Here is a 12,889-nt window from a genome sequence, read left to right as displayed (position 1 = left end):
CCGTGGCGAGGCAGGCACGTCAATCCAGCATATCGACCTTGGCCTTCAGCGCCGGCACATCGTCGCGCAAGCCACGGGTGATCAGGTCGGTGACGACCTGCGGCGCGGCACCGCTGCCAGTGGGCAGGGTCACGCCCACGGCGTCCATCTGCTTGCGGAACCCGGGATCGGCTGCCGCCTCGGCCAGGGCGGCCGTCAGCTTCGCCATCACGGGCGCCGGCGTGCCGCGCGGCGCGAACACCGCGTTCCAGGCCTGCATGTTCAGCGGATAACCGGCCTCCGCCACCGTGCCTACATCCGGCAGCTGCGGCAAGCGCGTGGCCGACAACACCGCCAGCGCCTTGATCCTGCCGCCCGCGATCTGCGGCAGCGCCGTCGTGGTCTGATCGCACATGAAATCCGTCTGCCCGCCCATCAGGTCGTTCATCGCCGGCGCGACGCCCTTGTACGGCACATGGGTCACGTTGGACTTCAGCGCCGCGAGCAAAAGCACGCAACCGTAGTGCGAAATCGAGCCGACGCCGGCACTGCCGTAGGAAGCCTGATCCTTGTTCGCCGCGAGCCAGCCCAGGAACTCCCGAAGATTATTGGCGGGCAGGTTCGCACGCCCCAACAGCAGCATAGGCGCAGAACCGGCCAGGCCCACCGGCTGGAAATCCGCCAAGGGGTCGTAGGGCAGCTTCCTGTACAACGCCACATTCGCCACATGCGTGCCTATCGTGCCGAAGCCCAGCGTGTAGCCATCCGGGGCCGACCGGACCACCTTGGTCAAGCCTATCGTGCCGCCCGCGCCCGCCAGGTTCTCCACCACGACGGCCTGGCCGAGTCGCTTGCCCATCTGCTGCGCGAAGCCGCGCGCCAGCGCATCGCTGGGGCCACCCGCGGGAAATGGCACGATCAGCGTCACCGCGCGCCGGGGATAGGCTTCGTCCTGCGCATGGACCGGCATGGGCGCCGTCGCCAGCGTGACGATGGCCAGGAAGGCGGCGGACAAGACGGGGAAGAATCGGCGAGCACGCATAGTCAGCACTCCGGTTATCGTGACGCCGCGGCGCCCGCGTTGAAGGATTGCAGCCAGGGCAGGGCCGGTTCCAGCGTCGCCGCCTGTGCTTCCGGCGCGGTGGCGCCTTGGGGCAGCGCCAGGCCGACGCGGTTGTGCCAGAAGGTGCGCAGCCCCACCGCGGCCGTCCCGAACATGTCGTAGCCCGACCCCGCGACGAACGCCGCGTCGCGCGCCTGGACCCCCAGGCGTTCGAGGGCCATGCGGTAAGGCCGAGGGTCGGGCTTGTAGAAGCCCGCTTCCTCCGAGGTCACGACGACATCCCAGTCGATACCCATGAGTGCGGCCGCGCGCGTCCCCAGGCGGCGGGAGCAGTTCGTCACCACGGCCAGCTTGCAATGCGGGCGCAAGGCGCCCAGCAGCTCGCGCGCGCCGTCCCAAGGGGGCAGCCGGTTCCAGTTGTCTTCCAGCGCTACCGGCGCGGAGGCGGGCAGGCCGGTATCCCGGGCAGCCCGCCGCACCAGCTCTTCATAAGGCTCGTAAGCGCCGCAGCCATACGTCAATTGAAGGTAGCGGGCACGCCAGGCGCGGCCCTGCTCTTCCGAGCCGGCAGCGGCGTTCCAGACAGTCCAGGAGTCCAGCAACGCGGTCAACAGGTCGAACAAGACCGCGCGCGGATAGGCGGGGGCAGAGGTAGATGTCGGTTCCATGGCCTGCACTCTACCGGCCCGATACCGCGCTGTGTTTTAATGACTCGACAACAATCGTTAAACAAAATTTAATGGTCCAGATCGACGATCTTCAGCTGGCCGCGACTTTGCTGCGCGAGGAATCGCTCAGCGCCGCGGCGCGTGCGCTGGATGTGACGCCCTCCGCGCTGTCCATCCGGCTGCGGAAACTGGAGACCCGCCTGGGCGTGACGCTGGCCACCCGCACCGCGCGGCGGCTCAGCCTGACAGCGGAGGGCGAGCGCTTCGCGCGCGATGCGACAGCACTGCTGGGCCAGCTGGACAGCCTGTGCGAATCCCTGCAAAGCGACGCACGCCAGCTCACCGGCTTGCTGCGCGTCTCGGCGCCGTTCGGCTATGGCCGGCGCCATGTCTCGCCGCTGATCGCCGAGTTCGCGCGCGCCCATCCCGGCCTGCGCGTGCAGCTGGATCTGTACGAAACGCCGTGGCCGGACAGGCACGATGCGGATGCCATCATCCATATCGGGGCCGTGCGGGATTCTTCCTGGATCGCGCGTACGCTTGCCTCCAACGAGCGCTGGCTATGCGCCAGCCCGATGTATCTGCATGCGCATGGCGTCCCGCGTACGCCCCGCGATGTAGCGAAGCACAGCTGCATCTGCATACGCGAGAACAACGAGGATGTGACGCTGTGGCGCGTTCGTCCGCGCGGCCGGTCACCCGGCAAGGCGGTGGGTCAGCCGGAGACCATCCGCATCTCGCCCGCGTATTCCACGAACGACGGCGCGGTTGCGCGGCAATGGGCAGAGGAAGGACTGGGGCTGGTGCTGCGGTCGGAGTGGGATGCGGCGGAAGCGGTCGCGCAAGGCAAGCTGGTACGCATCATGGCGGATTGGCAGTTCGACAACGCGCCGATCACGCTGCTGGTGCCCACGCGCAACGGCCGTACCGCGCGGGTCCAGGCGCTGATCGAGTTCTTTGAGCGGCGCGTGGGCCGGCATGCGGCACCGCCGCGCGAGCAGGACGCACCCGCACGGGCGAAGCGTACGGCCGCCAAGCGTAATAGTGATCGCTAAGTACATCACTTTCTATGTGCGTGTTGCAAGCCGATCACGGCTTGGCGGCAACAGGGACCCGGAACGGCGCGCCCAGTCGATTGAACGCATTCATTGCGGCGATCGTGATGGTGAGGTCAACAAGGTCTTTGGGCGTGAACGCTGCCGCGGCTGCGGCATACGCTTCATCCGAGGCATGCGTTTCGCTCACACGGGTCACCTCTTCCGCCCAGGCCAGCGCTGCGCGTTCCTGGTCGGAAAACAGGTGATGCACCTCTTCCCAAACCGGTACCAACGTGATTTTGTCGATCGACATGGTTTTCCTGAGGTCGCGGCTGTGCATGTCGATGCAGTGGGCGCAGCCGTTGATCTGCGAAACGCGAAGGAACACCAGATGGACGAGTTCCTCGGGCAGGTTCGTCTTCTTCATGACGTAGTGGTAGATAACAGAAAGTGCCTTCGCGCCGTCAGGTGCGATATCTTGCCAGTTCAAGCGGGTCATCTCAGTCCTTACCTGTGGTTGATGGTGAATAGAGCCGCGATCGGCGCAGCCGGGCCGCCTATCGACTTCGACCGCGATCCATGTCATAACGCCACGGTACTCCGCCGGTTGCTGGAGAAACAGGCCCAAAAACTGCCCAAACGATTGGTCCAAAATGACTGACCCGATCACGCCTGCCGCGCTTTCCATCCGCCTGGACCGTGCCACGGCCGTGCCTATCGGTGACCAGATCCATGCAAGCCTGCGACAGGCAATCCTCGACGGCCGGCTGGCACCCGGGCAGCGCTTACCTTCCGGCCGGGACCTTGCCGCGCAGCTCGGCGTCGCGCGCGGCACGATCCGCGTGGCCTACGATCGGCTGACGGCCGAGAATCTGGTTTTCGGTGCCGGGCCGGCGGGCACACGCATATGCGCGCGGCTGCCTGCCAGCCCGGCGGACGATCAGGCGCCACTCGACAGGCCTTTGGCGGGTTTCACCCGTCCATATTCGAGTGCCCCGCTGCCGTTCCAAATGGGCGTGCCCGCTCACGACGCGTTTCCCGCGAAGCTCTGGGCCCGCATGCGGACGCGTTCCGTACGCGCTGACGCTATCACTTACACGACCTACGCCGACCCGCGCGGGGAACCCGCGTTGCGGGCGCTGATCGCGAGCCACTTGGCCGTCAGCCGTCGAATGCAATGTCATCCCGATCAAGTCATCGTCACCAGCGGATACCGGCATGGCCTGATGCTTGCGCTGACGGCACTGCGCGCGCACGGGCGCAAGGCGTGGATCGAGGAGCCAGGTTATCCGCTGGGAAGACGCGCGCTGGAACTGACTGGAGCCGAGATCGAGCCCGTGCCCGTCGATGCCCAGGGGCTGCGCGTGGAAGTCGGCATCGCCAGAGCGCCGGACGCCCTGCTGGCGCTGGTGACCCCGGGCCAGCACGCCCCGCTGGGCGTGTCCCTGTCGCCGGCACGAAGACACGCGCTGCTCGGGTGGGCTGAGGAAAGAAACGCCTGGATCATCGAAGACGACTATCTCGGAGAACTACAGCTCGACGGCCGGGCCGCACCGGCCCTTGCCGCGGGCGATGGCGCCGAGCGCGTGATCCACATCGGCGCCTTCAGCAAGACGATCAGCCCGGCGCTGGGCCTCGGCTTTGTCGTCGCCCCACGCTCGTTGGCGGAACGTCTGGTCGAGGTCGCCGCCGTATTGGCCCCGGCTCCGAACCGGACCACCCAATTGGCGGTCACGGAATTTCTGGCGGATGGGCACTTCCTGCGGCACCTGCGCCAGATGAAGATCCTTTATGCCGAGCGCCGCGGCATGGCGCTCGCGCGTGTCAGCGCCTTCCTGCCGGGCACGCTGCCGGCTGGCCTGGGCGTGATCGCACCGCTCCCACGGAACGCCGACGACAGCGCCGTTGTCGCCATTGCCCGCACCCGTGGTCTCGCGCCCGCTGCCCTCTCCGCCTGGTACCTTCGCCGCACTCAAACGCAACGTGGCTTGCTACTCAGCGCGACGAACCTGCGCCCGGACAATATCGATGCCGCCTGCGAGACGCTTGCGAGAATCGTTGCATCTCATTGAGTCTTGGCCCGCATGCACCCACAGGTTGCCAACGCTGTGTCGATACGTCCGCTTCTCGGAAATACTAATGACCGCGAAGCGTCGAAAGCGGTCGGGTCGATTCCCGCGGTCGGTCATTACCAGTCCGCTGGCACCCACCAGCCAAGATAGGGCCGATTCCCCACTGGCAAAGTTTTGCTATCGTTACGCGGACTCATTGGCGCCATCAAATGCAACGATCTCCCAGAACTCCGTGCGTCCTGGAGACGCAGCGGCTCCGCTTACGTCTATGGAACGATGAAGATCTCAGTCCGTACGTCCTGCTGAATGCAGACTCGCGGGTCACCGAGTTCCTGCCGGGGCCAGTCACGCCGGAAATGGCGAGGCATTTTTTCAAGACCCAGAATGAGCAATATGCCCGCGACGGGTGCTGTTACTTCGCCGCGGAACTGGAATCCACGGGCGAACTCGCAGGCTTCATTGGACTGAAGTACCAGGATTTTGCCGCGCCTTTTGCCCCCTGCTTCGAAATAGGGTGGCGACTCGGGAGCCGGTTCTGGGGGCAAGGTCTGGCAACCGAAGGTGCGCTCTCCGTCATCTCCTATGGGTTCAATGAACTGGGACTGCGAGAAATCGTTTCGTTCACGGTACCCGCAAACCGCAGGTCGCGTCGCGTGATGGAGCGCATCGGTATGACGCACGACAGCAGCGCTGACTTCGCACATCCAGGGCTGCCCAGGGACCATGCGCTTTCCCTGCATGTGTTGTATCGCATATCGAAGCCCTGAATGGCGGCAACGGGCCGGAACCGCTCATCCCCGCCCCGCAAAATGCGGCGACTGCCCGAAGTGCTCGATCAACAGCTCCGTCAGCACCCGTATCTTCCGTGCCGGATGCTGGCCAGGGGGGCGGACGACATAGGCGCCGGCGGGCGGGGGCGGATAGCGGGTCATGATGGGCACCAGGGCGCCGGCAAGGACATGCTCGTGGGTAAGGCAATCGGGCAGATACGCGACCCCTAGTCCGGCCGTTGCGGCAGCGATCAAGGCCGCGCCGTTGTCGGCCTTGAAGCGCCCTTGCGGACGCACCGCGGTGATTTTGTCGCCGTCCATGAACTGCCAGGTTTCGGTTCCCTGCATCAAGGCTTCATGTGCGACGAGCTGCTCTGGCGATTCGGGCGCCCCATGTGCCTTGATGTAGTCCGGGCTGGCGAGCAGCTTCCCATAGATGGGCCCAACGCATCTGGCGATCAGGTTGGAGTCCTGAAGGTAGCCCACCCGTATCGCGCAGTCGTAGCCCTCCGCGATGAGGTCGACGAAGCGATCGCTATAGCAGGTCTGCACATGCAGCCGTGGATGGCGCCGCGCCAATTCCGCGACCACGGGCGCGAAATGGGTCAGGCCAAACGACACGGGCACGGACACTCGCAAGCGGCCACGCATTTCGCCGGAGGGCATGATCGTCTCCCGGGCCGTGTCGATCTCCGCGCAGGCTCTGGCCGCGTGGTCCCGGAAAATTGCCCCGGCTTCGGTAAGCGCCGCCCCGCGTGTGGTACGCGCAAGCAACTGGACGCCAAGCTCCGATTCCAACCGCAGCAACCGACGGCTGACGATGGACTTGGACACGCCCAGCCGAACCGCGGCGGGCGACACGCCGCCTGCATCGGCGACTTCGATGAATGTCTGAAGTTCTTCTATATCCACTTGCATGGCCCCCGTTTCGCGATGCGGTTCGCCGCAGGATAGCACTGCCGAATAATGCCTATGCGCCCGCCGGCGGCGTTGCCGATAGTGCGACACAGCTCGCCTTGGAACGGAACTACCGCGTCGATGCCGACGAAAACATAATGCTGGATCCGGGTGGCGCCGCCACAAGCACGCGCTGTCCAGGAAAACGATTTGCGCCGCAACGTGCGACGCGGATATCGCACACCACAGCAAACCAGGGATCACTATGACTTTTCGAAATGGCCTCGATTCGCTTCTACGTCCTGAGGATTCGCTACTCGTCCTGATCGACCACCAGCCCTATCAATTGACCAACCTGAATAGCCACGACCCGCATGCCGTCGTCAATAATTCGACGGCGCTGGCGAAGGCGGCAAAGGTCTTCGGCGTCCCCACGATATTGACGAGTGTGATTGCGGACCGTGGCGGCCGGATCTTCCCCCAGATCACCGATGTATTCCCCGGCCAGGAAGTCATAGACCGCACGTTCATCAACACCTGGGAAGACAAAAAAGTGGTCGACGCGGCCAAGTCGACGGGCCGCAAGCAGTTGGTCATTGCCGGGCTGTGGACCGAAGTCTGCGTCGCCATGCCGGCGATCCAGGCCGCGGGCGAAGGCTGGGATGTGACGGTCATCACCGACGCGTCGGGTGGTGTGTCAGTCGAATCGCACGAAGTCGCCCTGCAGCGCATGGCGGCGGCGGGCGTGAACCTCATGACTTGGATGGCGCTGGCTGCCGAATGGCAACGCGACTGGGCTCGCGCGGACACCGCAGCCGGGTTGACCGACATCCTCGTTCAACACGCCGCGGGTAGCGGCGTCGCCTACCTGTGGGAACAGCAATTGTTGAATACGCCGGCGCCCGCGGCGGCAGCCTGATCTGGCGGCGTAAGCGCCCCGGCCGAATAGACAGCGGCCGCTAGCGACTCGGAGCGTGGGCTGGCGGCCCTCCAAGATCGTCAAGATGGATCCTTGTCCGGGCAATGCGCGATCCGTCAATTACAAGGGCCGCCAAGGCGGCCCTTATCTGCTGCATAACGGATCTCCACGACGCTGAGCTGCAGGGTCGCCAGAGGACAAGCGGGAACCGGAGCGCTGCCGGTTTTCCCCGTTTTCACCCCGTATCGTCGCCCGCCCGCTACTCCACCGTCACACTCTTCGCCAGATTGCGCGGCTTATCCACGTCCGTGCCACGCGCGCACGCGGTGTGATATGCCAGCAACTGCAAGGGAATCGTATGCAGGATCGGCGAGAGCTTCCCGTAATGCTCCGGCATCCGGATCACATGCGTCCCGTTCCCGCTGGTGATATGGCTGTCGGCATCGGCGAACACATACAACTCTCCACCCCGGGCCCGCACCTCCTGCATATTGGACTTCAACTTCTCCAACAGCGTGTCATTCGGCGCGATGGTCACCACGGGCATCTGCTCCGTTACCAGCGCCAGCGGCCCATGCTTGAGTTCCCCCGCCGGATAGGCCTCGGCATGGATATAGCTGATCTCTTTGAGCTTCAGCGCCCCTTCCAGCGCGATGGGATAGTGCAGCCCACGCCCCAGGAACAGCGCATTCTCCTTGCTGGCGAAGCGTTCCGCCCAGCTGATGATCTGCGGCTCCAGCGCCAATACCGACGTGATCGCCACGGGCAAATGCCGCAGCGCCTTGATGTGATCGGCTTCCTGCTCGTCCGTCAGCCTTCCATGGGTCTGCGCCAGCGCCAGCGTCAGCATGAACAGCGCCGTCAGCTGCGTCGTGAACGCCTTGGTGGAGGCCACGCCGATCTCTACCCCGGCCCGCGTGATGAAAGCCAGCTTGCATTCCCGCACCATCGCGCTGGTGGCGACGTTGCAGATGGTCAGCGTGTTCTCCATGCCCAGGCTGCGCGCATGCTTCAGCGCGGCCAGCGTGTCGGCCGTCTCGCCGGATTGCGAGATGGTTACCACCAGCGTGCGGGGATTCGGCACGCTATCCCGGTAACGGTACTCGCTGGCGATCTCCACCGCGACAGGAATCTTGGCCAGCGATTCGATCCAGTACTTCGACGTCAGCCCCGCGTAGTAGCTCGTGCCGCAAGCCAGTATCAATACCGATTCAACGTCCTTGAAGATGCGATACGCGCCATCGCCGAACAGCTCCGGCGTGATGCTTTCGATGTCCTGCAAAGTGTCGCCCACCGCGCGCGGCTGTTCGAAGATTTCCTTCTGCATGAAGTGGCGATACGGGCCCAGCTCGGCCTCGCCGGTATGCACCTGCACGGTGTGCGCCTTGCGCTCGACGGCGCGGCCCTGCTCGTCGACGATCCACACGCGCGTCAGTTGCAGGTCCACGACATCGCCATCTTCCAGGTAGATGATGCGGTCCGTGGTGCCGGCCAGCGCCAGCGCGTCGGAGGCCAGGAAATTCTCGTTATTGCCCAGGCCGACGACCAGCGGCGAACCCTGGCGCGCGCCCACGACACGATGCGGCTCGTCCCGGCAGAACACGGCGATGGCATAGGCGCCATGCAAGCGGCGCACGGCCTGTTGCACGGCATCGAACAGGTCGCCGGCATACAGGTGATTCACCAGGTGCGCGATGACCTCGGTGTCGGTCTGGCTCTCGAAGACATAGCCCGCGGCCTGCAGTTCGGCGCGCAGCTCGTCGTGGTTCTCGATGATGCCGTTGTGCACCAGCGCGATACGGGGCGCGTCCTTGCCGAAGCTGGAGAAATGCGGGTGCGCGTTGTGGGTGGCGGGGGCACCGTGCGTGGCCCAGCGCGTATGCGAGATCCCGGTGAAACCGGACACGTGGTCGCGGCGGATCTGCTCGCATAGCTCCGCGACGCGCTCGGTGCTGCGCGTGCGGCGCAGCTCACCGTCCGCATACACGGCCACGCCGCAGGAGTCGTAGCCGCGATATTCCAGGCGACGCAGACCTTCGACCAGGACAGGGGTGATGTCGCGCTGGGCGACGGCGCCGACGATTCCGCACATGGCTAGCTCCAGGAAAGTTCAACTCGAAGCGGATTGTGCGGCGCGCGATAAGAAATCGGATTTCTTAATTCGGCCAATAATGAAATAAACGGGCCACTAACATTTTGTACGAATTATTATTTCATCTCGGATTGTATATTGACATCTGCATTTCACTTTTCCGTGCGGGAGCCACATGTCTACCCCCGAAACCCTAGCCGATCTGGACGACCTGGACCGCCGAATCCTGGACCAGCTGCAGACGGATGCCTCCCTGACCAACCAGGACCTGGCGGCGCGCGTGCATGCCTCCGCACCGACCTGCCTGCGCCGGGTACGCCGGCTCACGGAAATCGGCGTGATCCAGAAGCAGGTCGCCATCCTCGACGCCACCAAGCTGGGCAGCACGCTGACCGCGCTGGTCGAAGTGACGCTCGACATCCAGGCCGCCGAACGCATGGACGAATTCGAAGCCCGCATGCGCGAAGAGCCCGCCGTACTCCAGTGCTATCGCGTATCGCCCGGCCCGGACTTCCTGCTGATCGCCCAAGTGAAGGACATGCCGGCCTATCACGCACTGGTACACCGCGCCTTCACGGCGCAGGCCAATGTGCGCAACGTCCGCACCTTCTTCTCCGTCCACCGCGCCAAGTTCGAAACGCGGATAACGATATAGCGCGCGGACCCAAGGCGCGCACCAAGGCCGCAAGGCGCAACGCAAACGCCACCCCAAACCGTCCCGGCACCCGTGAATAAGAGCCACCGTAATCCGTCGGGGGCGATGCCTGTCGGGGCCGGCACGTTGGAGGCGGCGCGAGGGCTTCCGAACGAAGGACGGCCCGGCGAAAAAGCCGCACGGACGGCACCAGCAAGACGCTATCCAACGGCAACCGGCAACGCCCTACGCCACCGTACAAGCTCGACCGGACCGGCTCCACGACCCGCACCGGCCACCCGCGCCATCCTCAGGAAGCCTCGACCCGCCGCGCTTCGCCACGCTCACGCAGCACCCGTTCAAACTGCGCCAGATACCGATCCCCCATCCCGCGCACATCATGCTCGGCACGCACATAGTCATACGCGCGCTGCACGATCGCCTGCCGCAACGGCGTATCGTCCAGCAACTGCCCCATCCCCTGCGCCAGCGCCTGGTAGTCTTCCACGGGACACAGGATCCCCCGCCCATCCGCCAGGCTTTCCTTCAACCCGCCCGCGTCCGTCGACACCACCGGCACGCGATGCAGGAAAGCGTCGAACACGCTGCTGCCCAGCGCCTCTTCCCGCGAGCTCATGGCGAACACATCCATCGCCGCGTAGAAATCCTCCACGCCTTTGCGGAAACCGGCGAACAGATAGGTCGATTGCAAGCCCAGCTCCGCCACCAGCGCGCGCGCCTGTTCTTCATTGTTCCCGCCCGCGCCGAAATGCACGAACACGAAGTCCAGCCGGGTCTTGGCCAGTTCGCCCACGGCACGGATCATCGTCAGCGGATCCTTGTCGTGGATCAGCGCGGCCGAGGTCGCGATAATTTTTTTGCCGGGCAGCTTGAACTCCGCCGACAGCCGGCCCAGGTTCTCCGTATCGACACGCGCCGGCAGCACCGCGCTGCGGATGATCACCGGCTCTATCCCCAGGCGGCGCGGCTCCACGGCCGCCATATCGCTGATCGCCACGAAGAGATCCACGCGGCGCCATTTGCCGCCGGTCTTCCATTCCTCTCCCGGCTTGACCACGAAGGACGTGCGCCGCGAAAAAGCCACCGGCCGGCCGTGCAGCGACTTGGTCAGGACGGCCCAGGTCACCGTATTGGCCGTCTGCGCGTGGATGATGTCATAGCGCCGCCCGCGGGTGGCCAGGAAGGCGATCTGCGCCGGTACGTGCTTGACGGCATGGACGGCAAACCCCTGCTCGGCGGCGCGCTGCGCCAGCGGCGCGCCCGCCCGGGCCAGCAGTTCGACCTCGTGCCCAGCGTCGCGAAAAGCCATCATGCAGTACAGGGTTTGCCGTTCCCCGCCGCGCCAGCCCTTCTCGAAATTGAGCTGCAGGATCTTCATGCGCGGCCGATGCCCTCGTAGTCGAAGCCCATGGCCCGCAGTTCGGCGGCGTTGTACTGATTGCGGCCGTCCAGGATCAGGGGCGACTTCAGCAGCCCCAGGATGCGTTCGAAGTCCGGCGCGCGGAAGGCTTTCCATTCCGTCACCAGCAGCAGGCCGTCGGCGCCGTCCAGCGCCTGGTACATATCGGCGACGAATTCGACCTTGTCCCGCAGGTCGCCGCTGGCGGCGATCACGCGGCGGGCCTCGTCCATCGCCACCGGATCGTAGGCGCGCACGCGCGCGCCGCGCCGGGTCAATTCCTGGATGACGGTAAGGCTGGGCGCCTCGCGCATATCGTCGGTGTTCGGCTTGAACGACAGGCCCCACAGCGCGAACACCCGGCCGGACAGGTCTTCGCCGAAGCGGCGAACGATCTTTTGCGACAGGCGGAATTTCTGCCCGTCGTTGGCCTCTTCCACGGCCTGGATCACGCGCATGGGCAGGCCATGCTGTTGCGCGGTACGTACCAGCGCCTGCACATCCTTGGGAAAGCAGGAACCGCCGTAGCCCGGACCGGGGTACAGGAACTGATAGCCGATGCGCGGGTCCGCGCCGATGCCGCGCCGCACCTGTTCGATATCGGCGTTCAGGACCTCGGCCAGATTCGCCATTTCGTTCATGAACGAGATACGTGTGGCCAGCATGGCATTGGCGGCGTATTTGGTCAGCTCCGCCGATCGCACGTCCATCACCATGAGCCGGTCGTGCGTGCGCTGGAAGGGCTCGTAGATGCGGCGCATGACGCCGATGGTGTAGTCGTCGTCGGCGCCCACGATGACGCGGTCCGGGCTCATGAAGTCCTGGATCGCCGCGCCTTCCTTCAGGAACTCCGGATTGGAGGCCACGCTGAACGGGAAATCCACGCCCCGTTCCGCCAGCACGGCGGCCACGGCCTGGCGCACCTTGTCGGCCGTGCCGACCGGCACGGTGGACTTGTCCACGATGATCTTGCGGCCGGTCATGTGGCGCGCAATGTTGCGGGCGGCCGCCAGCACGTATTGCAGGTCGGCGGAGCCGTCCTCTCCGGGCGGGGTGCCCACGGCGATGAACTGCACGTCGCCATGGCGCACGCTTTCCGCGATATCGGTAGTGAAATGCAGCCGGCCGCCCTTGGCATTGCGCCGCACCAGCTCTTCCAGGCCCGGCTCGTAGATGGGGATGTCGTTCTGCCGCAGCCGCTCTACCTTGGTGGCGTCGACATCCAGGCACATGACGTCATTGCCCATTTCCGCCAGGCAAGCGCCGGACACCAGGCCGACATAGCCCGTACCCACCACGGTAATCTTCATTGATGATCGCCCTTCATTGATTCATCCG

Annotated in this window: 12 protein-coding genes; 5 read left to right on the top strand and 7 right to left on the bottom strand. The window is 65.1% G+C overall.

The window, feature by feature from the left end; genetic code table 11:
• Positions 1-19 precede the first annotated feature (19 nt).
• The gene (locus tag BAU06_RS01130; RefSeq protein WP_066343201.1) at positions 20-1,021 is read right to left on the bottom strand and encodes a tripartite tricarboxylate transporter substrate-binding protein; all 1,002 of its coding nucleotides are present in this window, start codon (positions 1,019-1,021) and stop codon (positions 20-22) included.
• A gap of 14 nt (positions 1,022-1,035) precedes the next feature.
• Complete coding sequence (locus tag BAU06_RS01125) at positions 1,036-1,710, bottom strand: HAD family hydrolase (protein ID WP_066357634.1); 675 nt, start codon at positions 1,708-1,710, stop codon at positions 1,036-1,038.
• A 71-nt stretch (positions 1,711-1,781) separates the two neighbouring features.
• Between BAU06_RS01125 and BAU06_RS01120 the strand changes: the two genes are divergently transcribed.
• Positions 1,782-2,765, top strand: coding sequence for a LysR family transcriptional regulator (locus BAU06_RS01120; protein ID WP_082987899.1), 984 nt, complete (start codon positions 1,782-1,784; stop codon positions 2,763-2,765).
• Between the two features lie 34 nt (positions 2,766-2,799).
• Here the strand turns inward: BAU06_RS01120 and BAU06_RS01115 are convergent, their stop codons facing one another.
• Complete coding sequence (locus BAU06_RS01115) at positions 2,800-3,246, bottom strand: carboxymuconolactone decarboxylase family protein (protein WP_066357631.1); 447 nt, start codon at positions 3,244-3,246, stop codon at positions 2,800-2,802.
• Positions 3,247-3,400: 154 nt separating this feature from the next.
• Here BAU06_RS01115 and pdxR point away from each other — a divergent pair, with 154 nt between their 5' ends.
• Positions 3,401-4,819, top strand: coding sequence for a MocR-like pyridoxine biosynthesis transcription factor PdxR (pdxR, locus tag BAU06_RS01110; RefSeq protein WP_066343197.1), 1,419 nt, complete (start codon positions 3,401-3,403; stop codon positions 4,817-4,819).
• Positions 4,820-5,028: 209 nt separating this feature from the next.
• Positions 5,029-5,586: a GNAT family N-acetyltransferase gene (locus BAU06_RS01105; protein ID WP_066343195.1), complete on the top strand. Its 558-nt coding sequence runs from the start codon at positions 5,029-5,031 to the stop codon at positions 5,584-5,586.
• 24 nt (positions 5,587-5,610) lie between these two features.
• Here BAU06_RS01105 and BAU06_RS01100 read toward each other — a convergent pair whose 3' ends face one another.
• On the bottom strand, positions 5,611-6,501 hold the full coding sequence (locus BAU06_RS01100; protein ID WP_066357629.1) for a LysR family transcriptional regulator: 891 nt from the start codon (positions 6,499-6,501) through the stop codon (positions 5,611-5,613).
• A 250-nt stretch (positions 6,502-6,751) separates the two neighbouring features.
• On the opposite strand from BAU06_RS01100, the gene BAU06_RS01095 reads away from it, so the two are divergent.
• The gene (locus tag BAU06_RS01095; RefSeq protein ID WP_066343190.1) at positions 6,752-7,405 is read left to right on the top strand and encodes a hydrolase; all 654 of its coding nucleotides are present in this window, start codon (positions 6,752-6,754) and stop codon (positions 7,403-7,405) included.
• 259 nt (positions 7,406-7,664) lie between these two features.
• Here BAU06_RS01095 and glmS read toward each other — a convergent pair whose 3' ends face one another.
• Complete coding sequence (glmS, locus tag BAU06_RS01090; RefSeq protein WP_066343176.1) at positions 7,665-9,497, bottom strand: glutamine--fructose-6-phosphate transaminase (isomerizing); 1,833 nt, start codon at positions 9,495-9,497, stop codon at positions 7,665-7,667.
• 175 nt (positions 9,498-9,672) lie between these two features.
• Between glmS and BAU06_RS01085 the strand changes: the two genes are divergently transcribed.
• Positions 9,673-10,152: an Lrp/AsnC family transcriptional regulator gene (locus BAU06_RS01085; protein ID WP_066343172.1), complete on the top strand. Its 480-nt coding sequence runs from the start codon at positions 9,673-9,675 to the stop codon at positions 10,150-10,152.
• A 289-nt stretch (positions 10,153-10,441) separates the two neighbouring features.
• Here BAU06_RS01085 and BAU06_RS01080 read toward each other — a convergent pair whose 3' ends face one another.
• Together BAU06_RS01080 and BAU06_RS01075 are read right to left on the bottom strand one after the other, a co-directional pair.
• Positions 10,442-11,530, bottom strand: a complete 1,089-nt coding sequence (locus tag BAU06_RS01080; RefSeq protein ID WP_066343169.1) for a glycosyltransferase family 4 protein — start codon at positions 11,528-11,530, stop codon at positions 10,442-10,444.
• On the bottom strand, positions 11,527-12,861 hold the full coding sequence (locus BAU06_RS01075; protein WP_066343165.1) for a UDP-glucose dehydrogenase family protein: 1,335 nt from the start codon (positions 12,859-12,861) through the stop codon (positions 11,527-11,529). Before BAU06_RS01075 ends, BAU06_RS01080 begins: the two co-directional genes overlap by 4 nt.
• Between the last annotated feature and the right edge of the window lie 28 nt (positions 12,862-12,889).

Source organism: Bordetella bronchialis (assembly GCF_001676705.1).
In the GTDB taxonomy this organism is placed as follows: Bacteria; Pseudomonadota; Gammaproteobacteria; order Burkholderiales; family Burkholderiaceae_B; genus Bordetella_C; species Bordetella_C bronchialis.
This window is presented reverse-complemented; position numbering and strand designations above follow the sequence as displayed.

Coding starts and splice junctions, on each gene's coding strand:
- BAU06_RS01130 (WP_066343201.1), bottom strand. CDS start 1,021: ATGCGTGCTCGCCGATTCTTCCCCGTCTTGTCCGCCGCCTTCCTGGCC.
- BAU06_RS01125 (WP_066357634.1), bottom strand. CDS start 1,710: ATGGAACCGACATCTACCTCTGCCCCCGCCTATCCGCGCGCGGTCTTG.
- BAU06_RS01120 (WP_082987899.1), top strand. CDS start 1,782: ATGGTCCAGATCGACGATCTTCAGCTGGCCGCGACTTTGCTGCGCGAG.
- BAU06_RS01115 (WP_066357631.1), bottom strand. CDS start 3,246: ATGACCCGCTTGAACTGGCAAGATATCGCACCTGACGGCGCGAAGGCA.
- pdxR (WP_066343197.1), top strand. CDS start 3,401: ATGACTGACCCGATCACGCCTGCCGCGCTTTCCATCCGCCTGGACCGT.
- BAU06_RS01105 (WP_066343195.1), top strand. CDS start 5,029: ATGCAACGATCTCCCAGAACTCCGTGCGTCCTGGAGACGCAGCGGCTC.
- BAU06_RS01095 (WP_066343190.1), top strand. CDS start 6,752: ATGACTTTTCGAAATGGCCTCGATTCGCTTCTACGTCCTGAGGATTCG.
- glmS (WP_066343176.1), bottom strand. CDS start 9,497: ATGTGCGGAATCGTCGGCGCCGTCGCCCAGCGCGACATCACCCCTGTC.
- BAU06_RS01085 (WP_066343172.1), top strand. CDS start 9,673: ATGTCTACCCCCGAAACCCTAGCCGATCTGGACGACCTGGACCGCCGA.
- BAU06_RS01080 (WP_066343169.1), bottom strand. CDS start 11,530: ATGAAGATCCTGCAGCTCAATTTCGAGAAGGGCTGGCGCGGCGGGGAA.
- BAU06_RS01075 (WP_066343165.1), bottom strand. CDS start 12,861: ATGAAGATTACCGTGGTGGGTACGGGCTATGTCGGCCTGGTGTCCGGC.